The organism is Paraburkholderia diazotrophica, assembly GCF_038900755.1.
Classification (GTDB): Bacteria; Pseudomonadota; Gammaproteobacteria; order Burkholderiales; family Burkholderiaceae; genus Paraburkholderia; species Paraburkholderia diazotrophica_A.
Genome location: NZ_JBBPEN010000008.1, coordinates 266,686 through 287,449, shown reverse-complemented (window position 1 = coordinate 287,449; position 20,764 = coordinate 266,686). Strand labels below are relative to the sequence as shown.

At 63.0% G+C, this 20,764-nt stretch carries 19 protein-coding genes; 16 read left to right on the top strand and 3 right to left on the bottom strand.

Annotated features, from left to right (window positions below):
- Positions 1-198: 198 nt before the first annotated feature.
- From dapB to AABE10_RS24615, 8 genes are all read left to right on the top strand, one after another.
- A complete protein-coding gene (dapB, locus tag AABE10_RS24650; protein WP_342935834.1) occupies positions 199-996 on the top strand; it encodes a 4-hydroxy-tetrahydrodipicolinate reductase in 798 nt (265 codons plus the stop codon).
- Between the two features lie 61 nt (positions 997-1,057).
- Positions 1,058-1,795: a MotA/TolQ/ExbB proton channel family protein gene (locus tag AABE10_RS24645; protein ID WP_342935833.1), complete on the top strand. Its 738-nt coding sequence runs from the start codon at positions 1,058-1,060 to the stop codon at positions 1,793-1,795.
- A 38-nt stretch (positions 1,796-1,833) separates the two neighbouring features.
- A complete protein-coding gene (locus tag AABE10_RS24640; RefSeq protein ID WP_342935832.1) occupies positions 1,834-2,340 on the top strand; it encodes a biopolymer transporter ExbD in 507 nt (168 codons plus the stop codon).
- 244 nt (positions 2,341-2,584) lie between these two features.
- Positions 2,585-5,191, top strand: a complete 2,607-nt coding sequence (leuS, locus tag AABE10_RS24635) for a leucine--tRNA ligase (RefSeq protein WP_342935831.1) — start codon at positions 2,585-2,587, stop codon at positions 5,189-5,191.
- 71 nt (positions 5,192-5,262) lie between these two features.
- On the top strand, positions 5,263-5,814 hold the full coding sequence (gene lptE / locus AABE10_RS24630) for an LPS assembly lipoprotein LptE (protein WP_342935830.1): 552 nt from the start codon (positions 5,263-5,265) through the stop codon (positions 5,812-5,814).
- A gap of 46 nt (positions 5,815-5,860) precedes the next feature.
- A complete protein-coding gene (gene holA, locus AABE10_RS24625) occupies positions 5,861-7,000 on the top strand; it encodes a DNA polymerase III subunit delta (protein ID WP_342935829.1) in 1,140 nt (379 codons plus the stop codon).
- 220 nt (positions 7,001-7,220) lie between these two features.
- Positions 7,221-8,492, top strand: coding sequence for a glutamate-5-semialdehyde dehydrogenase (locus AABE10_RS24620; protein ID WP_342935828.1), 1,272 nt, complete (start codon positions 7,221-7,223; stop codon positions 8,490-8,492).
- Positions 8,493-8,532: 40 nt separating this feature from the next.
- Positions 8,533-8,949, top strand: a complete 417-nt coding sequence (locus AABE10_RS24615; RefSeq protein ID WP_342935827.1) for a CopD family protein — start codon at positions 8,533-8,535, stop codon at positions 8,947-8,949.
- Between the two features lie 3 nt (positions 8,950-8,952).
- On the opposite strand, the gene AABE10_RS24610 is transcribed toward AABE10_RS24615, so the two are convergent.
- A complete protein-coding gene (locus AABE10_RS24610) occupies positions 8,953-9,183 on the bottom strand; it encodes a hypothetical protein (RefSeq protein WP_342935826.1) in 231 nt (76 codons plus the stop codon).
- A 798-nt stretch (positions 9,184-9,981) separates the two neighbouring features.
- Between AABE10_RS24610 and AABE10_RS24605 the strand changes: the two genes are divergently transcribed.
- The 3 genes from AABE10_RS24605 to AABE10_RS24595 are packed head-to-tail and all read left to right on the top strand — an operon-like array spanning position 9,982 to position 12,118.
- Positions 9,982-10,770, top strand: a complete 789-nt coding sequence (locus AABE10_RS24605; RefSeq protein ID WP_342935825.1) for an ESPR domain-containing protein — start codon at positions 9,982-9,984, stop codon at positions 10,768-10,770.
- Positions 10,767-10,994: a DUF2827 family protein gene (locus AABE10_RS24600; protein ID WP_428983382.1), complete on the top strand. Its 228-nt coding sequence runs from the start codon at positions 10,767-10,769 to the stop codon at positions 10,992-10,994. The genes AABE10_RS24605 and AABE10_RS24600 overlap by 4 nt, the downstream gene beginning before the upstream one ends.
- Entirely contained in the window at positions 10,991-12,118 is a 1,128-nt protein-coding gene (locus AABE10_RS24595; protein WP_342935824.1) for a DUF2827 domain-containing protein, read from the top strand. Before AABE10_RS24600 ends, AABE10_RS24595 begins: the two co-directional genes overlap by 4 nt.
- A gap of 74 nt (positions 12,119-12,192) precedes the next feature.
- Here the strand turns inward: AABE10_RS24595 and AABE10_RS24590 are convergent, their stop codons facing one another.
- The gene (locus AABE10_RS24590) at positions 12,193-13,038 is read right to left on the bottom strand and encodes a MurR/RpiR family transcriptional regulator (RefSeq protein ID WP_342935823.1); all 846 of its coding nucleotides are present in this window, start codon (positions 13,036-13,038) and stop codon (positions 12,193-12,195) included.
- A 295-nt stretch (positions 13,039-13,333) separates the two neighbouring features.
- Here AABE10_RS24590 and edd point away from each other — a divergent pair, with 295 nt between their 5' ends.
- From edd to AABE10_RS24570, 4 genes are all read left to right on the top strand, one after another.
- Positions 13,334-15,244 (top strand): phosphogluconate dehydratase, encoded by a 1,911-nt coding sequence (edd, locus tag AABE10_RS24585; RefSeq protein WP_342935822.1) that lies wholly within the window; start codon positions 13,334-13,336, stop codon positions 15,242-15,244.
- 19 nt (positions 15,245-15,263) lie between these two features.
- Positions 15,264-15,905 carry a bifunctional 4-hydroxy-2-oxoglutarate aldolase/2-dehydro-3-deoxy-phosphogluconate aldolase gene (gene eda, locus AABE10_RS24580; protein ID WP_342935821.1) on the top strand — a complete coding sequence of 214 codons (642 nt, stop codon included), beginning with the start codon at positions 15,264-15,266 and terminating at the stop codon, positions 15,903-15,905.
- A 262-nt stretch (positions 15,906-16,167) separates the two neighbouring features.
- Entirely contained in the window at positions 16,168-17,529 is a 1,362-nt protein-coding gene (locus AABE10_RS24575; protein WP_342935820.1) for a GntP family permease, read from the top strand.
- Between the two features lie 10 nt (positions 17,530-17,539).
- Positions 17,540-18,034, top strand: a complete 495-nt coding sequence (locus AABE10_RS24570; RefSeq protein ID WP_342935819.1) for a gluconokinase — start codon at positions 17,540-17,542, stop codon at positions 18,032-18,034.
- Positions 18,035-18,137: 103 nt separating this feature from the next.
- On the opposite strand, the gene purB is transcribed toward AABE10_RS24570, so the two are convergent.
- Entirely contained in the window at positions 18,138-19,526 is a 1,389-nt protein-coding gene (gene purB, locus AABE10_RS24565) for an adenylosuccinate lyase (RefSeq protein ID WP_342935818.1), read from the bottom strand.
- 175 nt (positions 19,527-19,701) lie between these two features.
- On the opposite strand from purB, the gene AABE10_RS24560 reads away from it, so the two are divergent.
- The gene (locus AABE10_RS24560; RefSeq protein ID WP_342935817.1) at positions 19,702-20,658 is read left to right on the top strand and encodes a LysR family transcriptional regulator; all 957 of its coding nucleotides are present in this window, start codon (positions 19,702-19,704) and stop codon (positions 20,656-20,658) included.
- Positions 20,659-20,764: the final 106 nt, after the last annotated feature.

Here is a 20,764-nt window from a genome sequence, read left to right as displayed (position 1 = left end):
CCCGCGATGCACGGCAGCTTGGGTTCATCGCATGGTTCGGCGCGATAGTCCGGCTCATGCACGAGTGTCCGTGAGTGTCCGTTGCTCGCTTCGTTTCATTGATCGCCGGCCTGCGCGCTGCCTTTCGGATCAACTGACAGCGCAACAGTCGGCGCAACCCGATGGCGCCGTTCGACGGCGCTGTTTGCTGGATTACCCATGAAAATTGCCATCGCTGGCGCATCGGGCCGCATGGGCCGGATGCTCATCGAAACCGTCCTCAACGATCCCGACGCGACGCTTTCCGGCGCGCTCGATCGCGAGGGCGCGCCGCAGCTCGGTCAGGACGCCGGAGCGTTTCTGGGCAAGCAGACGGGCGTGCTTATCTCGGACGATATCGACGCCGTGCTCGCGCAGTCCGACTGTCTGATCGATTTCACGCGCCCCGAAGGCACGATCGCGCACATCGACGCGGCGCTGCGCACGAACACGAAACTCGTGATCGGCACGACGGGGTTCGACGACGCGCAAAAGGCGCGCATCCGCGCGGCCGCTGAAAAAATCGCCATCGTGTTCGCGTCGAACTTCAGCGTCGGCGTGAACGTGACGATGAAGCTGCTCGAATTCGCCGCGCCGCATTTCTCGCAGGGCTACGACATCGAAATCATCGAGGCGCATCACCGTCACAAAGTGGACGCGCCGTCGGGCACTGCGTTGACGATGGGCGAAGTGGTCGCGAAAGCGCTGGGCCGCAAGCTCGAAGACTGCGCGGTGTACGCGCGCGAAGGCGTGACGGGCGAGCGCGATCCGTCGACGATCGGCTTTTCGGCGATACGCGGCGGCGACATCGTCGGCGATCACACGGTGCTGTTCGCGGGAATCGGCGAGCGCATCGAGATCACGCACAAATCGGCAAGCCGTCTGTCGTATGCACAAGGCGCGCTGCGTGCGGTACGTTTCCTGCAAGGCCATCGGAACGGCCTGTTCGACATGCAGGACGTGCTTGGCCTTCGCTGAGCACCCGTAGCCTGTTCTCACGCGCCGGGGCACTCGTGGCCGAGGCGAACGGCGAGGTCCGATGGCAAACTCCGGCATCATCCACTACCTGCAATCCAGCGACGCCATTACGCATGGCGTCGCGTACGTGCTGCTGGCGATGTCGATTGCGAGCTGGTGTTTCCTGATCGTCAAAAGCTGGATGCTCGGGCGCGCGAAGCGCCAGGGGCCGCGCGCCATCGCGCTTTTCTGGCAGGCGCCGACGCTCGCCGACGGCGTCGCCGCGCTGCGGCTCGCCGATCGCGAGCACGTCTTTTCTCCGTTGGCGGAAGCGGCGCTGCAGGCGTCGGAAGTCGAGATGCCGGGCGTGCTGCTCGCGCGCGTCGAGCGCAGCGAACGCGTGCTGCGGGCGCTGCGCCAGGCGCTGCATCGCTCGCAACGGCGGCTGGAATTCGGGCAGGTGCTGCTGGCGTCGGTGGGTAGCACCGCGCCGTTCGTCGGCCTGCTCGGCACCGTGTGGGGCATCTATCACGCGCTCGGCAGCATCGCGTCGAGCGGTCAGGCGATGATCGAAAACGTCGCGGGGCCCGTCGGCGAAGCGCTCATCATGACGGCGTTCGGCCTCGTCGTCGCGATTCCCGCCGTGCTCGCCTATAACGTGCTTGGACGGATGGTGCGGCAGTTGTCGGAGGAACTCGACGGCTTCGCGCACGATCTGCACGCGTATGTCTGCGCGCCCGCCGGAGAGACGCGCGACGGTGCGCGCGCCGACATGCGCGACGCCCAGGGCAACCGTTCGCCCGCGCGGACGCAGGCTTAGTTTCGGCCAACGCTGAAACGGAAGGAGCGAGGCACGATATGGCATTCGGCGGACTCGACAGACACAAGACGGCCGCGCCGATGGCGGACATCAACATGACGCCGCTGATCGACGTGATGCTCGTGCTGCTCGTCATTTTCATCATCACGGCGCCGCTGTTCACGCACGCGATCCGGCTCGATCTGCCGCGCGTGGCGTCCGCCGAGGCGCGCGAGACGCCGCAGACCATCACGCTGTCCATCGACGCGACAGGCAAGCTCTACTGGAACGACAAGCCCGTCACACTCGAGCAGATGCGCGCGCAGTTCAACGACGCCGGCAAGCAAAAGCAACAGCCCGAAATCCATCTGCGTGCCGAGCGTTCGACGCGCTACGAGGTCATCGCGCAGGTGATGGGCGCCGCGCAGCAGGCGGGCCTGGAGCGGATCGGCTTCGTGACCGAGCCGCCATCGGCGGGCAATGCGAAAGCCGGAGTTGCGACGACAGGCGGCGCGAACGCGGGACAGCCAGCGCCTTCGACAGCGGGAGCATCCGCCGCGCAGTGAGCGTCATCGCATCGCTGCCGGGCCAAAAGCCCGTTTTCACCGCGAACCGGAATCGAACCGGAATCAATCGGCGCGCAAAACGCGCCGCGTACGCCGCATCGCGTGCGGCGTCGTCCCGCCCGGACGGTATAATCAGCCCTTTCCCCTTGACGCAAGGGGAATCGACGAGACATTTCTTCACGCAGAGCACCGGCCGGTGCCGAAGCACTGAAAAGCGGCACCGAACCAGCGATCCCATCACACCATGCACGAAAAATACGTTCCCTCCGACGTCGAATCCGCCGCGCAAGGACAATGGCGCGTCAGCGACGCGTACAAAACGACGGAAAAGGCCGACAAGCCGAAGTTCTATTGCGTTTCGATGCTGCCGTATCCGTCGGGCAAGCTGCATATGGGGCACGTACGCAACTACACGATCAACGACGTCATGTACCGCTATCTGCGGATGAACGGCTACAACACGCTGATGCCGATGGGCTGGGACGCGTTCGGCATGCCCGCCGAGAACGCCGCGATGGCCAACGGCGTGCCGCCCGCAAAGTGGACATACGACAACATCGCGTACATGAAGAAGCAGATGCAGTCGATGGGTCTCGCTATCGACTGGTCGCGCGAAGTCGCCACGTGCAGCCCGGACTACTACAAGTGGAACCAGTGGATCTTCCTGAAGATGCTGGAGAAGGGCATCGCGTACAAGAAGACGGGCACCGTGAACTGGGACCCCGTCGATCAGACCGTGCTCGCGAACGAGCAGGTGATCGACGGCCGCGGCTGGCGTTCGGGCGCGCTCGTGGAAAAGCGCGAAATCCCGATGTACTACATGCGCATCACGCAGTACGCGGATGAACTGCTGAACGATCTCGACGGCCTCGGCTGGCCCGAGCGCGTGAAGATCATGCAGCAGAACTGGATCGGCAAGAGCTATGGCGTGAACTTCGGCTTCCCGTACGAAATCGACGGCGAGCAGAAGCTCTTGCGCGTGTTCACGACGCGCGCCGACACGATCATGGGCGTGACGTTCTGCGCGGTCGCCGCCGAGCACCCGCTCGCGACGCGTCTCGCACAGGACAAGCCCGAGCTGCTGCCGTTCATCGACGAGTGCAAGCACGGCGGCGTCGCCGAAGCCGACATGGCGACGATGGAAAAGAAGGGCATGCCGACGGGCTTTTACGTCACGCATCCGCTGACGCAGGAAAAGGTCGAGGTGTGGATCGGCAACTACGTGCTGATGAGCTACGGTGAAGGCGCCGTGATGGGCGTGCCGGCGCACGACGAGCGTGACTTCGCGTTCGTGAAGAAGTACGGCATTCCCGTCAAGCAGGTTGTCGCAGTCGTTGGCCAGCCGTTCTCGACGGACGCATGGCAGGAGTCGTACAGCGACAAGGAAAACGGCGTGCTGGTCAACAGCGGCAAGTACGACGGCATGAAGTACCAGGAAGCCGTCGACGCCATCGCCGCCGATCTCAAGGCGCTCGGCCTCGGCGACAAGCAGGTCACGTGGCGTCTGCGCGACTGGGGCATCTCGCGCCAGCGCTACTGGGGCACGCCGATCCCGATCATCCACTGCCCGTCGTGCGGTGACGTGCCCGTGCCCGAGAAGGATCTGCCCGTCGTGCTGCCCGAAGACCTGGTGCCGGACGGCACCGGCAATCCGCTCGCGAAGTCGGAAGCGTTCCTGAACTGCACGTGTCCGAAGTGCGGCGCGGCCGCGAAGCGAGAGACCGACACGATGGACACGTTCGTCGATTCGTCGTGGTACTTCTATCGCTACGCGGCGCCCGACGCAAAGACGATGGTCGACGAGCGCACCGATCACTGGATGCCGATGGACCAGTACATCGGCGGCATCGAGCACGCCATTCTTCACCTGTTGTATTCGCGCTTCTGGGCGAAGGTCTGCCGCGATCTGGGCATCGTGAAGTTCGGCGAGCCGGCGAAGAACCTGCTCACGCAGGGCATGGTGCTCAACGAAACGTACTACCGCGAGAACGAAGCGGGCAAGAAGACCTGGTACAACCCGGCCGACGTCACCGTCACGCACGACGACAAGGGCCGCCCTATCGGCGCGACGCTGAACGCCGACGGCCAGCCCGTCGAGCTGGGCGGCGTCGAGAAGATGTCGAAGTCGAAGAACAACGGCGTCGATCCGCAAGTGCTGATCGACCAGTACGGCGCCGACACCGCGCGTCTCTTCACGATGTTCGCCGCGCCGCCCGAGCAGCAACTCGAATGGTCGGGTGCGGGCGTCGAAGGCGCGAGCCGATTCCTGCGCCGCGTGTGGGCGTTCGGCCAGGCGAACGAAGCGGCGCTGCGCGAGCGCGCATCGTTCGATGCCGCAAAACTCGCCGATACGGAGAAAACGCTGCGCCGCGAAATCTACGGCGTGCTGAAGCAGGCCGATTTCGACTATCAGCGTCTGCAGTACAACACGGTTGTGTCGGCGGCGATGAAGATGCTCAACGCGCTCGAAGGCGCACGCAGTGGCGAACCCGGCGCGAGCCCCGCCGTACTGCGCGAAACCTACGGCGTGCTGCTGCGCGTGCTGTACCCGGTCGTGCCGCACATCACGTTCCAGCTGTGGCAGGAACTCGGCTACGCGGATGAATTCGGCACGCTGCTCGATGCGCCGTGGCCGAAGGTCGACGAAAAGGCGCTGGAGCAAAGCGAGATCGAACTCGTGCTGCAGGTGAACGGCAAGGTGCGCGGCGCCGTGACGATCGCGAAGGACGCGTCGCGTGAAGCGATCGAAGCGGCTGCCCTCGCGCACGAAATGTTCGCGAAGTTCAGCGAAGGCAAGCCGGCGAAGAAGGTGATCGTCGTGCCCGGCCGCCTCGTGAACGTCGTCGTCTGACGGCCGCGCCGAATGTGCCGGTTGGTGCCGATCAATCGCGATTGCGCTTTAACTGCGAATCAGGAGCCCATGTGAACCGCAGATCGTTTTTGACCCTGGCGTGCAGCGCTGTGCTGCTGTCCGCGTGCGGCTTCCAGTTGCGCGGCCAGCAGAACTACGCGTTCAAGCGCCTCGCCATCACGGGCGCGACGCCGCCCGTCGCTGCGCGCCTGACGCGCATGGTGCAGGGCGGCAGCGACACGGTGATCGTGAATTCGTCCAGCAACGCGGACGCGGTCCTGGTGGTTTCGGAGTCGCGTGGCACGGGCGTGCTGACGCTGAGCTCGCTCGGCGTAGTCGAGGAATACGCGCTGAACTATTCGCTGAACTACACGCTGAGGGGCTCGGACGGCACTTTGTTGATTCCGCCCAGCTCGATCGCGTTGAATCGCGCGATGACGTATAGCGATCAGTTCTCGCAAGCGAAGACCGCGGAAGCAGACATCCTGTACGCCGACATGCAGAACGACGCCGTCGATCAGCTGATGCGGCGTCTCGCCGTCGTGCGCTCGCTGCATCCGGCGCCGGGCCAGGAAGTGCCGGGCGTCGCGCCGCGCGCGCCGCTGCCGCCGCCGCCGCTCTGATCCGCCGACTGCATCGACCCGCTTTCACTCTCGTTCATCCGTAACCATGCAACTGCGTCTTGACGCGCTCGAAGCGCACCTCGCGAAAGGACTCGCCGGCCTGTACGTCGTGTACGGCGACGAGCATCTGCTCGCGCAGGAAGCGTGCGACCGCATCCGCGCGGCGGCGCGCGCAAGCGGCTTTACGGATCGCACGGTGTTCACGGTGGAGCGCGGTTTCGACTGGAGCTCGCTGCTCGGCGCGAGCCAGTCGATGTCGCTGTTCGGCGACCGGCAACTCGTCGAGTTGCGCATTCCGACGGGCAAGCCCGGCAAGGAAGGCGCCGATGCGCTGAAGACGCTCGCGGCGTCGGCGAACCCTGACGTGCTAACGCTCATTACACTGCCGCGTCTCGACGCCGCGACGCAAAAGGCCGCGTGGTTCACGGCGCTCGCAGACGCCGGCGTCGCGCTGAAAATCGATCCTGTCGAGCGCGCGCAGTTGCCGAACTGGGTCGGGCAGCGGCTTGCACAGCAAGGTCAGCGCGTCGCGCCGGGTGAAGATGGCAAGCGCGCGTTGCAGTTCATCGCGGAGCGCGTCGAAGGCAATCTGCTGGCGGCGCATCAGGAGATCCAGAAGCTCGGGCTGCTGTATCCGTCCGGCGCGCTGACGTTCGAACAGATCCACGATGCCGTGCTCAACGTCGCGCGCTACGACGTGTTCAAGCTCAACGAAGCGATGCTGGCAGGCGACATCGGCCGGCTGTCGCGCATGCTCGACGGCCTGAAGGGCGAAGGCGAGGCGGCTGTGCTCGTGCTGTGGGCCGTCGTCGAAGAGATTCGCACGCTGCTGCGGATCAAGCGCGGCGTCGAGGCCGGCAAGCCACTCGCGATGCTGTTGCGCGAGAACCGCGTATGGGGCCCGCGTGAGCGGCTCGTCGGGCCCGCGCTGTCACGCGTGACGGAAGCCTCGCTCGAAAAGGCGCTCGCGCTGGCGGCGAAGCTCGACCGGCAGGTGAAGGGCTTGTCGGGCGGCACGCCGGGCAATCACCGCAATGACCCGCCGCCCGATCCGTGGGCTGGCCTCTTCGAGCTTGCGATGGCTGTCGCCGGCGCGCAGGCTTCAGATGCGCGCGGCGCGCCGACGCGGCCTGCGCCAGGTCGGCCGGCAGCCGCGCGGCCAGCGCCAATGCGTCGACCGTCGTAGGCTGTCGCACGCTGACGGATCATTACGCAGAGCCGAACCGCAGCGGCGCTCGCGTGTCTCCAGATTCCTCGTCAGGCCGTCCGGCAGCCTTTCCCGGTCCGTGACACCGCGCCGCCGCGCCAAGCACGCCGTAGTCACACGTCTTACAATCGTCGCATCGTTCCGCTTGCAGAAATTGTCCGCCGCGCTTCGTGCAGAAAGCGGCACAACGGGAATCATCATGGATATCGACCAGTACATGACCGACCTCGGCCGCCGCGCGCGTCATGCGTCGCGCGCAATGGCGCGGGCGTCGACGGCGGCGAAGAACGCCGCGCTCGAAGCCGTCGCAGTTGCCATCGAGCGCGAAACGGGCGCGCTGAAGGAAGCGAACGCGCGCGATCTCACGCGCGCTCGCGACAAGGGCCACGACGCCGCCTTCATCGATCGCCTGACGCTGTCGGACAAGGCACTGAACACGATGATCGAAGGCTTGCGGCAAGTGGCCGCGCTGCCCGATCCGATCGGCGAAATCACCAGTCTGAAGTACCGGCCGAGCGGCATCCAGGTCGGCCAGATGCGCGTGCCGCTGGGCGTCATCGGGATCATCTACGAATCGCGGCCGAACGTGACCATCGATGCGGCCGCGCTGTGCCTAAAATCCGGCAACGCGACGATTCTGCGTGGCGGCTCGGAGGCGCTCGAATGCAACACGGCGCTGGCGAAGCTGATCGGCGAAGGGCTGGAAAAGGCGGGCCTGCCGCAAGAGGCTGTGCAGGTGGTCGAAACGTCGGATCGCGCGGCGGTCGGCAAGCTGATCACGATGACCGAATACGTCGACGTGATCGTGCCGCGCGGCGGCAAGAGCCTGATCGCGCGCCTGATCGAAGAAGGCCGCGTGCCGATGATCAAGCACCTCGACGGCATCTGCCATGTGTATGTCGACGATCGCGCGGACATCGCGAAGGCGATGAATGTCTGCGACAACGCGAAGACGCACCGCTACGGCACCTGCAACACGATGGAGACGCTGCTGGTCGCGCGCGGCGTCGCGGCTGAGGTGCTGCCGCCGCTCGGCAAGCTGTATCGCAGCAAGGAGGTGGAGCTGCGCGTCGATCCGGCGGCCCGGAAGCTGCTCGAAGCGGCTGGCGTTGGTCCGCTCGTCGATGCGACGGAGGAGGACTGGCGAACCGAATATCTCGCGCCTGTGCTCGCTGTGAAGGTCGTCGACGGCATCGATCAGGCGATCGAGCACATCAACGAATACGGCTCGCATCACACGGACGCGATCGTCACGGAAGACCACGACCGCGCGATGCGCTTCCTGCGCGAAGTGGACTCGGCGAGCGTGATGGTCAACGCATCGACGCGTTTTGCCGACGGCTTCGAATTCGGCCTCGGCGCGGAGATCGGCATCTCGAACGACAAGCTGCATGCGCGCGGGCCCGTCGGGCTGGAAGGGCTGACGTCGATGAAATATGTCGTGCTCGGACGCGGCGAAGGTCGCCAATAGCCCTTCAAAAAGCCCTTCATAAAACGAACAAGGATCGCAGATGTTGTGGGTCAAGACGTTTCACATCGTTCTGGTGGCTTCGTGGTTCGCGGGGCTCTTTTATCTGCCGCGGATTTTCGTCAATCTCGCGATGGAGACCGATCCGAACGCGGTGAAACGTCTGTTGATCATGGCCCGCAAGCTGTTTCGCTTCATGACGCTCATCGCGGTGCCGGCGCTGGCATGCGGCTTGTGGCTGTGGCTGGTGATCGGGATCGGCAGCGGTGAGGGCTGGATTCACGCGAAGGTCGGCGTGGTTGTGCTGCTCGTCATCTATCATGCGTATTGCGGCGTGCTGCTGCGCACGTTCGAGCGCGGTGAAAACCGGCGCTCGGACAAGTGGTACCGGATGTTCAATGAGCTGCCTGTTCTGGGCATGCTCGTAGCCGTTGCGCTGGTGGTGATCAAGCCGTTCTGATTTTCAGGCTGTTCGATTCGCGGCGTCGATAAAAAGCCCGGTTTGCTGGAAACAGCAAACCGGGCTTTTTGCTTTCTGAGATCGGGCGCTGGATATTTCCGCTGCCCGTTTCGCAGAGCCGATCATGACTCGGTGCGCTACGCGGGTGTCGAGGTTCGTCGCGGCGTCGGCAATCGAACTGACGATCGTGGTGCCGACGTCGCATACCGGAGCAGAGACCGTATCGGTGTTCACCGTCTAACTATCGCCGTTCGCATTAGCGATAGAAGCATCCATCGTGTACAGCAGGTGTATCGCTTACAGCGTCTGTGCTCGTTATGTTCGCGCCGGCAGCCAGGACACCGATATCAACCACACTCTCCACCGTTCGCTCGAACGACTTGCTGATCTCGGCTGTCGCCTCAGCCAGCCTTTCCCTTGTGGCGGCTTTTTTAATCGAGCCTCGCACGTCTCGCCCTTGGAGGCGAAACGAATCGGGAAGTTTATTAAAAGGCAAATGCGAAATTAGGAATAGTCCTATTTGCGGGCGGTGAAGATTAATTTTGAACGGGATTGATTGGATATCGCTGTGGCAATTGATGTCGTCTTCTTCGTTGAATTCGGAAATTAGGAATATTCTCATTCCACGTGCATGGATATCGTCTTAAATTCTCGCATGTCGCTGACAGAGCAATCGATATTTGCTGAGTTGAAACACTGAGACACCTGTGAATTGCTGCATTTTCATGCAAATTGATCGCCAAGTCGCAACTTTGTCCAGCGCTTCTTGATGCCCGATAGGGCTTAACTCGCTTCCGTTTCGAAGAAGGGGCAAGGGCGATATCGATATCAGAAGTATTTTGTTATTGAAATTAATTTGATTGACTTCTTTTGCATTTTTTTGACTGCAAGAGAAGTATATGCGCGATTAATCAGGCTCGGGATATTGAGTTTGCTTGCGAGATATCCGTAATGCTCAAATAAGGCATTGAAGCATGCGAGTTTAGATGGGTCGTATTTAAGTTCTTTGTCTTGTATTTAAGGTCTTGGATTGTGAATAAGATATTTAAAACGGTTTGGTGTCAGGCGTCGCGTACTTGGGTCGCGGCTTCCGAGCACGCGCTGGGCGTGAAGAAATCCGAATCTGGCGGCGCGGCGTCGGCGGATGCGGGTTTGTCGAAGTGGTTCCGGCTGTCGGTGCTGGCGGCAGTATCGCTGGCGGCCATGGGGATGATCGGGCCGTTCGCTTCTGAGGCGCAGGCTGCCGGCAACATCGTTTTTTGTGCGAACTATGGTGGTTCGTACGACGGCTACGGCGCGACCAGTCAGACTAGCGCGACTTGCACCACCGGTGTTACTTCATGGGCAGGCGGTGTCACCCCCGGTACGGGTGATTGGACCGGAATTTCGGCCGATGATACGCAAATGGTCATTAATGGCACTACTGGAATAATCTCTTACAGGGTGGGAGGCGCGAGTGGCCCCGTAATGACGATGTCCAGTTCCGGTGGTCACGTGCTGCTGTCGGGTGTAGCCGCGGGTGTGAGCCCAACCGACGCGGTGAACATGAGCCAGCTCACTTCACTGTCGACGTCGACCTCGACGAGCGTGTCCTCACTGTCCACTGGCCTGAGCACGACCAACAGCAATATGGCGTCGCTGTCGACCTCGGCCTCGACGGGTATCAGCTCGCTGTCGACGGGGCTGAGCACGACGAACAGCAGTGTGGCCTCGCTGTCGACCTCGGCGTCGACGGGCATCAGCTCGCTGTCGACGGGGCTGAGCACGACCAACAGCAGTGTGGCGTCGCTGTCGACCTCCGCCTCGACGGGTATCCGCTGATCCACAATTCGCATCTCATTGGCGAATGCGGGTATCGGTATCGCAACTTTGACTGTGAAGAGGGTGGGCGGGCGTTGCAGGCGGCTTTTGCCGGACACGACGCGAATCTCGATGTGTACCGTCGCACGGCGCGTGACTTCTTGCGCGGACTCGACCCGGAGAACGAAGTCAATGTCCGTGTCTACAGCGATGCGATCGCCGCGCTCTACGAGGAGCAGCCATGAGCGGCCTGCGCATCGGTATCACGATCGGTCTGCATCAGGCAAAGGAAACGCTGTGGAACAACGGGATCAAGCAAAACGCGGCGTTTCTTGCAGATGCGTTGCGCAACTGCCCGCAGGTTGTCAGCGTGACGCTGGTCAATACAACCGACATCCCGATCACACCCGCCTTGCCATGGAATCTCGAACGCTATCCCACCGTCACGTTCGACGCAGCCAAGGACGCCATCGACGTGCTCATCGAACTGGGTGGCCAGATCGATGCTGCGCGGACCGACTATCTGAAGCGGCGCGGCGTGCGACTGGTGTCCTACTGCTGCGGATTCGAGTACGTCCATGCGATGGAGTCGGTGTTGTTCCGCCGACGCATGTGGGGTGAACATTTGTTCGTTAACCAGCGTTACGACGACATCTGGATCATTCCGCAGGTGGCGAATATCAGCCGCGCGTATTTCGAGGTGTTGCGACGGCAGATCGGGCGTGTCGTGCCGTTTGTATGGAGTCCGGAGTTTATCGACGAACGTGCCGGATCGCTTCCGCATGCAGGCGAATACCGCCCACGCAGCGGAGCGCGGCGCCTGACGGTGATGGAGCCGAACATCAATGTCGTGAAGTTCTGTCTGTATCCGGTGCTGATCGCCGAGATGGTCTACCGTCGGCGGCCCGACAGCATTGCGCTGCTGCAGGTGACCAATGCGGAGCAGCTTGCGCGGGAAAGCATCGAATTCGTCACGCTGATGAATCAGCTCGACATCGTGCGTGATCACAAGGCTGTCTTCCTCGGGCGCCACGATACACCGACCTTTCTGGCCGGGCATACCGACATTGTGATTTCGCACCAGCTCGAGAACCCGCTCAACTATTTCTATCTCGAGGTGTGCTGGCAGGGATATCCGCTCGTGCACAATGCTTTGCTATGCAGAGATCTCGGTTACTACTACGAAGGCAACGACGTTGACGACGGGGCGCGGCGGGTCGACGAAGTGATCGATACGCATGACGCACATGCGTCGTGGTACCGCGAGCATCAGCGCAGCCTGATCGCACGTTATTTACCCAATGACCACCAGCTAGTGGCAACCTACGCCGCGCTACTCGATGACCTCATGCGCGCGCCCATACGCTAGCGGGACTGCCTGCCGATGGCCAACCATGGTGGCGTCGCGCAACATCGCAATGGCGGGTTCACCGCCGCCGTGCGTCACTCCTGCGGCCCAACTCTTCTTCGCGCGATCAGATCCTTCGCGCCTGCCAGTTTTTCCGCCAGATCCGGCCCTCGCTGAAGCGCGACGCCGACCGCCAGAATATCGCCGATCGCGAGATGCGACGTGCGCGACGTCATCGGTGAAAAGATGTCGGTGTCTTCGTCGACATTGGCGAACAAGCCAATCGACGCAATCCGCGCCAGCGGCGAATTCCCATGCGTGACCGCGATCACTTTTGCGCCAGCGGCGAGCGCTGACTGCGCCGCATCGATGATGTCGCGCGTGCGGCCCGTATTCGAAATCGCCACCACGACATCGCCTTCGCCCAGCAAGGCCGCCGACATGAGAAACGTATGCGGATCGGAATACGCGACGCTCGGCATGCCTAGCCGGAAGAACTTGTGCTGCATGTCGAGCGCGGCGATGCCCGAGCCGCCCGCGCCGTAGAACTCGATGCGCTTCGCGCGCGCGAGCAGCTGAATCGCAGTCGCGACACTATCGGTCGACAGATTGTTACGCACCTGGATCAGCGCGCCGATCGTCCGGTCCAGCACCTTCGCAGCGACGCCCGGCGCCGGCTCGTCGGGCCGAACGTCGCGATAAACGGCGGGCACCTCCGTTGCGATGCCTTGCGCGAGCCGGATCTTGAACTCGCGGAAGCCGGAAAATCCGAGCGCATGACAGAAGCGCGCGATGGTCGGCTGGCTGACGCCCGCGCGCGCGGCGACCTCCGTCATTGACAGGTCGAGCACTTCGCGCGGCGCTTCGATCACGTAGTCGGCGAGCTTGCGTTCGGAAGGGCGCAACTGGTCGCGCATCGCTTCCACCTGGGACAGCATCATCGGGAATCTCGCACTATGCTGAAGAATGCGTGGACTATAGCTGATAGATGAATCGGGTACAAAAACTACATATCTGCTGTAGGTGATTACCCTGATGTCAGGCTGAAAATTCCCGAAAGCGCTGATTTATAAAGCTCAGACGTGAATTCGGCTGTCCGGCAGATTCAGCAATTGCAACATTGTGCGTGTGTAGTTTTTCTACTAATATCCCGATTGCCGGCGTTCCATGCCGTTCCCCGCGATATCAATCTGGCGCAAGCGCGCGTGCGCGCGAGCCAGCGACGAAGGAGCATCGATGGTTTCCCCGCATTCGCAACTGATGAAAGTCACGAAGCGCGTGATCGAGCGCAGCAAGCCTGCGCGTGACGCCTATCTGTCGCGCATCGACAAGGCGCAGGGCAAGTTCCCGGCGCGCGGCGCGCTGTCCTGCGCGAACCTCGCGCACGGCTTTGCCGGTCTGGAGGGCAACGACAAGCTCGTCATCAAGCAGATCCGCCAGCCGAATATCGGCATCGTCTCGTCGTACAACGAGATGCTTTCGGCGCATGCGCCATACAAGGATTTCCCTGACATCATCAAGGCCGCCGCGCGCGAAAGCGGCGGCGTCGCGCAGTTCGCGGGCGGTGTGCCGGCGATGTGCGACGGCATCACGCAGGGCAACGCGGGGATGGAGCTGTCGCTGTTCTCGCGCGAAGTGATTGCGATGAGCACGGCCGTCGCGCTCACGCACAACATGTTCGACGCGGCGCTGTGCCTCGGCGTGTGCGACAAGATCGTGCCTGGCCTGCTGATCGGCGCGCTGCAGTTCGGCCATCTGCCGACCATCTTTGTGCCCGCCGGTCCGATGACGAGCGGCCTCTCGAACGACGACAAGGCGAAAGTGCGCCAGCAGTTCGCGACGGGCCAATGCGGCCGCGACGCGCTGCTCGAGTCCGAAGCCGCCGCGTATCACAGCCACGGCACCTGCACGTTCTACGGCACGGCCAACAGCAATCAGATGCTGATGGAAATCATGGGCCTGCATCTGCCGGGCTCGGCGTTCGTGCATCCGCATACGCCGCTGCGCGACGCGCTCACGGCTCAAGCCGCGCACCGCGTGCTCGACCTCACCGCCGATCGCGGCCAGTACATGCCGATCGGTCACGTGATCGACGAGAAGGCGATCGTCAACGGCATCGTCGGCTTGCTGGCGACGGGCGGCTCGACCAATCACACGCTGCACCTCGTCGCGATTGCGCGGGCGGCGGGCATCATCATCGATTGGGACGATTTCGATACCCTGTCCGCGTCGGTGCCGCTGCTGGCGAAGGTCTATCCGAACGGCAAGGCCGACGTGAACCACTTTCACGCCGCGGGCGGCATGGCGTTCCTGATCCGCAATCTGCTTGAAGGCGGCCTGTTGCACGACGACGTAAACACGGTCGCTGGCAAGGGTCTCGCGCGCTATACGGAAGAGCCGAAGTTGCTCGACGGCAAGCTGACGTGGGTGCCGGGCGTCACCGAAAGCCAGGACGCGGCGGTGCTGCGCGCCATCGACGAACCGTTCCAGCCGGACGGCGGTCTGCGTCTGATGCAGGGCAAGCTCGGGCGCGGCGTCATCAAGATTTCGGCCGTCGCGAAGCAGCATCGCACGGTGAAGGCGCCCGCGATCGTGTTCGATTCGCAGGAAGCCGTGCAGGAAGCGTTCGACAACGGCGAACTGAAACGCGACTTCATCGCCGTGGTGCGCTTCCAGGGCGCCCGCGCAAATGGCATGCCCGAACTGCATCGTTTGACGCCGCTCCTCGGCGTGTTGCAGGATCAAGGTTTCCACGTCGCGCTCGTGACGGACGGCCGTATGTCGGGTGCATCGGGCAAGGTGCCCGCCGTCATTCACGTGTCGCCGGAAGCGTTGCTGCAAGGTCCGCTCGGCAAGGTGCGCACGGGCGATACGATCGTCATCGACGCGGAAGCGGGCGTGCTGGACGTCGAAATCGAAGATGCGCAATGGGCTGAGCGTCCGATTGCCGTGTCGCAGCATCAGGCGGAAAACGAAGTGGGCTTCGGCCGCGAGCTGTTCGGCGTGTTCCGCTCGGCGGCGGCGCCGGCGGAGTTGGGCGCGTCGGTGTTCGGGCCGCTCGTCGGCGAAAAGACGCACGCAACGCAGCACGCAGGTCAAGCCGCAAGCGCCGTGGCGAGCGAAGCCAGTCACGCAATGCAGAAATGAAGCGATAAGGAGTCTGAAGATGACGTCGAAAACAGTCAGCGAAATCGTGCGCCTGGGACCGGTGATTCCCGTCCTCGCATTCGATACCGTCGAGCAGGGCGAACACGTTTCGCGCGCGCTGCACGCAGGCGGCGTGAAAGTGCTCGAAATCACGCTGCGCACGCCTGCGGGCATCAAGGCGATCGAGCGCGCGAGCCAGCTTGCCGAAGACATCGTCGTCGGTGTCGGCACGATCACGAGGCCCGAGCACTGCGAACAGGCGAAGAAGGCGGGCGCGCAGTTCGGCGTATCGCCGGGCCTCACGAAAGAGATGCACAAGGCCGCGCAGGATGCGGGTCTGCCGCTGCTGCCCGGCGTGATGACGCCGAGCGACATCATCGTCGCGCTGGAACTCGGCTATGAAATCGTCAAGTTCTTCCCGGCGCAGCAGGCAGGCGGCGTCCCCATGCTGCAGGCCTTCTACGGCCCGTTCCCGACGCTGAAGTTCTGCCCGACGGGCGGCATCACGGCGGAATCGGCGCCGAACTTCCTCGCGCTGCCGAACGTCGTGTGCGTCGGTGGTTCGTGGCTGACGCCGAAGGCCGCGCTCGCCACCCAGAACTGGGACGAAGTCACGCGCCTCGCGCACGCTGCAAGCGAACTGGCCGCGCCCGCGCATTGATTCGCGGCATCGCGTTTTGACGAAGCGCGTGAGAGAGGGTCGATACAATCGGCTCGACACAGCCTCCCCGTTTTAGCCTTGAAAGGCTTTAGCGGCGAGGCTTTTTGTTTGTTGCGCGAGGACTTCGCGCGCCACGAACGTCAACAGACAGTAAAATTCAGCGTCCGCGAATACGCCTCTTCTGAAGGCGTTTTCAGCATCCGGAAGCGGGCGAGTGCAGCAGCACTTGCAACTCAAACCAACAAAGCAAAGGAGGAGCTTCATGGAAGCTGTCCACGGCAGCATGCTGCTGGTATACGCCCTGATCGCCATTGCGGTGCTGATCCTGATGATCACGCGCTTCAAGGTCTATCCGTTCCTCGTCCTCATCATCGTTTCGCTGCTGCTGGGCCTTGCTGTCGGCATGCCGGCAGGCACGATCGTGAAGTCGTTCGAAACGGGTAACGGCAACACGCTGGGCCATATCGCGATCGTCGTCGGCCTCGGCACGATGCTCGGCAAGATGATGGCCGAGTCGGGCGGCGCCGAGCGTATCGCCACGACGCTGATCAGCTGGTTCGGCGAAAAGAACATCCACTGGGCGATGATGTTCGTCGCGATCATCGTCGGCTTGCCGGTGTTCTTCGAAGTGGGCTTCGTGCTGCTGATCCCCATTGCCTTCAACGTCGCGAAGCGCACGGGCAAATCGCTGCTGCTGATCGGCCTGCCGATGGTCGCGGGCCTCTCCGTCGTGCACGGTCTGATCCCGCCGCACCCGGCCGCGCTGCTCGCCGTCCAGGCGTATCACGCGGATATCGGCCGCACGATCGCATACGGTCTGATCGTCGGCGTGCCGACGGCCATCGTGGCGGGTCCGCTGTTTGCGCTGCTGATTCACCGTCAGATCAAGCTCGCGAATAACAATCCGCTCGCCGCGCAATTCGTCGACGTCGAGCACGAGGCGGGCACGCGTGATCTGCCGGGCTTCGGGATCACGCTCTTCACGGTTTTGCTGCCCGTGATCCTGATGCTGATCGGCAGCTGGGCGGACCTCGTGTTCGCGCCGAAGACGACGCCGAACGATCTGCTGAAGTTCATCGGCACGTCGGACGTTGCGTTGCTGATCTCGGTGCTGGTGAGCTTCTGGACGTTCGGCGCGAGCCGCGGCTTCAATCGCGAGCAGATCCAGAAGTTCTGCGGCGACTGCCTCGCGCCGATCGCGGGCATTACGCTGATCGTCGGCGCGGGCGGCGGTTTCGGCCGCGTGCTGATGGACAGCGGCATCTCGAAGGAAATCGTCGCGACGGCGACGGCCGCGCATCTGTCGCCGCTGTTGTTCGGCTGGTTCGTCGCCGCGCTGATCCGTCTCGCGACGGGTTCCGCGACGGTCGCGATGACGACGGCCTGCGGCATCGTCGCGCCGATCGCGGCCGCGAGCGGCGTCCAGGTGAAACCGGAACTGCTGGTGCTCGCAACGGGTTCGGGCTCGCTGATTTTCTCGCACGTCAACGACGGCGGCTTCTGGCTGATCAAGGAGTATTTCGGAATGACGGTGGGGCAGACGTTCAAGACGTGGTCGCTCTGCGAAACCATTATTTCGCTGATGGGCCTCGGTTTGACCTTCGCATTGGCGGCGGTCCTGTAAGGAGTTGTAAATGATTCTGATCGCGATGGGCGTGTCGGGTGCCGGCAAGACCCGCATTGGCGAATTGCTGGCGGAGCGGCTCAATTGCTCTTTCACCGATGGCGACGCGTTTCACAGCGCCGCCAACAAGGAGAAGATGCACCACGGCATCCCGCTGACGGATGAAGACCGTTGGCCTTGGCTCAGAACGATCCGTGCCGCAATCGAGGAAAAGCAGAAGGCGAACGAGACGGCCGTGTTCACGTGCTCGTCGCTCAAGCGCTCGTATCGCGACATCCTGCGTGATGGCGACAAGGATGTCTGCTTCGTGTATCTGAAGGGCACGCATGAACTGCTGGCGCAGCGTCTTCAGACGCGCACCGGGCATTTCTTCGACCCGTCGCTGCTGCAAAGCCAGCTCGATACGCTGGAAGAGCCGAGCGAGGACGAAGCGATTACGGTGAGCATCGAGCTGACGCCGGAGCAGATCGTCGATGAGACGCTCGCGCAGATCAAGCGTCGATAGATAAGCGTGAGTCTGCCTTTGCGGCAGTCGTAAAAAAGGCGCCTTCACAGGGCGCCTTTTTCATTTCCGCATCGCGCCGCGATGCGTCAAGTGAGCAGGCAGATCAGCCGATCCGCTTCGCCAGTTCCGCTGCCTTGCCGATGTACGATGCGGGCGTCATCGCGAGCAGACGTTCTTTCGCGTCGGCGGGAATCGACAGGCCGTTGATGAACGTCTGCAGCGCCTCGCGCGTGATGCCCTTGCCGCGCGTCAGTTCCTTCAGCTGCTCGTACGGATTCTCGATGCCGAAACGGCGCATCACGGTCTGCACCGGCTCGGCGAGCACTTCCCACGTCGCGTCGAGGTCTTCGTTCAGACGCTGCGGATTTACTTCGAGCTTGTCGAGGCCGCGATTGAGCGCGTCATACGCGAGCAGCGCGTAACCGAACGCGACGCCGATATTGCGCAGCACCGTCGAGTCCGTCAGGTCGCGCTGCCAGCGCGAAACGGGCAGCTTGTCGGCGAGATGGCGCAGCGTCGCGTTCGCGAGGCCGAGGTTGCCTTCCGAGTTTTCGAAGTCGATCGGATTGACCTTGTGCGGCATCGTCGACGAGCCGATCTCGCCTGCCTTCGTCCTCTGCTTGAAGTAGCCGAGCGAGATGTAGCCCCACACGTCGCGATCGAGGTCGAGCAGGATCGTGTTTGCGCGAGCAACCGCGTCGAATAGTTCGGCCATGTAGTCGTGCGGCTCGATCTGGATCGTGTACGGATTGAACGTCAGCTTCAGGCGCTGCTCGACGACTTGCTTCGAGAACGCTTCCCAGTCGAACTCCGGATACGCCGACAGATGCGCATTGAAGTTGCCGACGGCGCCGTTCATCTTGCCGAGCAGTTCGACCTTCGCGATACGGTCGATCGCGCGCGACAGACGCGCGGCAACGTTGGCGATTTCCTTGCCGAGCGTGGTCGGGCTGGCGGGCTGGCCATGCGTGCGCGAAAGCATCGGCTGGTCGGCCTGCGCATGGGCGAGCGCAACGAGACGCTGATGCACCGAGCGCAGCGCGGGCAGGATCACGTGTTCGCGCGCGCCCGCGAGCATCAGTCCGTGCGACGTGTTGTTGATGTCCTCGGACGTGCACGCGAAATGGATGAATTCGCTTGCGCGTTCCAGTTCCGGCTGACCCTTCACCGATTCCTTCAGCCAGTACTCGACAGCCTTCACGTCGTGATTCGTCACGCGCTCGATTTCCTTGATACGCGCGGCGTCATGCGCGGTGAAGCGCTCGACCAGTTGCAGCAGGAATTGCTCCGACGCTTCGGAGAAGCGCGGCACTTCCGCGAAACCGGCGTGCGACAGCGCGATCAGCCAGTGAATTTCCACCGTCACGCGATGGCGCATGAATGCGGCTTCCGAGAGCCAGTCGCGCAGGGCTTCGGTTTTCGATGCGTAGCGGCCGTCGAGCGGGGACAGGGCGGTCAACGCGAAGAGAGTGTCGGGGCGGGTGTCGGACATGATGGGAGGGGCTAAAACGGTGAAGAATCGGGCGACAGATATTAGCGGGGAGAACCGCGAATTTTACCACTTTAGGACATGCGGCCCGGCGCGTGCTTGCCCCACGCTTCGCCTCCTGCGCGCGCGACGCCGCTAGAATGCGGGCTTTCCGACATTGCTGGAGCATTGGGTCGCTATGGAACTGAAATGGCTCGAAGACTTCGTTTCGCTCGCGGAGACGCGCAGCTTCAGCCGCTCAGCCGAACTGCGGCACGTCACGCAGCCCGCTTTCTCGCGGCGCATTCAGGCGCTCGAAGCGTGGCTCGGAACGGAACTGATCGACCGTTCGGTTTACCCGACCCGCCTCACCGCGGCGGGCCAAGTGTTCTACGAGCAGGCGCTGGCGATGCTCTCGCAGTTTCACGAGGCGCGCACGCTGCTTCGCGGCCACACGGCGACGCCCGCCGCGACGATCGAATTCGCGGTGCCGCATACGCTGTCGCTGACGTATTTTCCGAGCTGGCTGCAACGCATTGAAGCGCAGCTCGGCTCGATACACACGCGACTGCGCGCGCTGAACGTGCACGATGCGGTGCTGTCGCTGGTCGAAGGCGGCTGCGATCTGGTGATGGGCTATCACCATCCGAGCCATCCTGTCGCGCTCGATCCCGCGCGCTACGACATGCTGACGCTCGGCATCGAAACGATCAGTCCGTTCTCCGCGCCGGGCAAAGGCGGGCGCCCGCGCTACACGCTGCCCGGCACGCCCGATGCGCCGACGCCGTACCTCTCCTACACGCCGAACGCGTATCTGGGCCGCATGACGGAGGTGATCTTCGCGACCGCGCCGGGGCGTCTCTATCTCGATCGTGTGTACGAGACCGATATGGCGGAGGGGCTGAAGGCGATGGCGCTCGCCGGGCACGGTGTCGCGTTCCTGCCGCATAGCGCCGTCGAAGATGCCGTCGCCGATGGCCGCCTGCTCCGCCTCGACCGCGCATCGCGCGGCGTCGCGCAAGGCCAGCTCACGCTGACGATGGAGATCCGCCTCTACCGCGACAAGCTCGCGGCGCAAGCCGACGACGCGCGTCAGCAGCTCGTGCGCGCGTTGTGGGACGTGGTGAGCGCGGAACTCGCGCAAGGCTCGAAGTAACGCGCGCCGAAGCCCGGCCCACGCCAGGCCTAAGCGGAAAGTCTCGCGGGAATACGCCGTTGCGACATGCATTTGCGCTTTCCGCAGCGTTATGCAAGAAAAACAT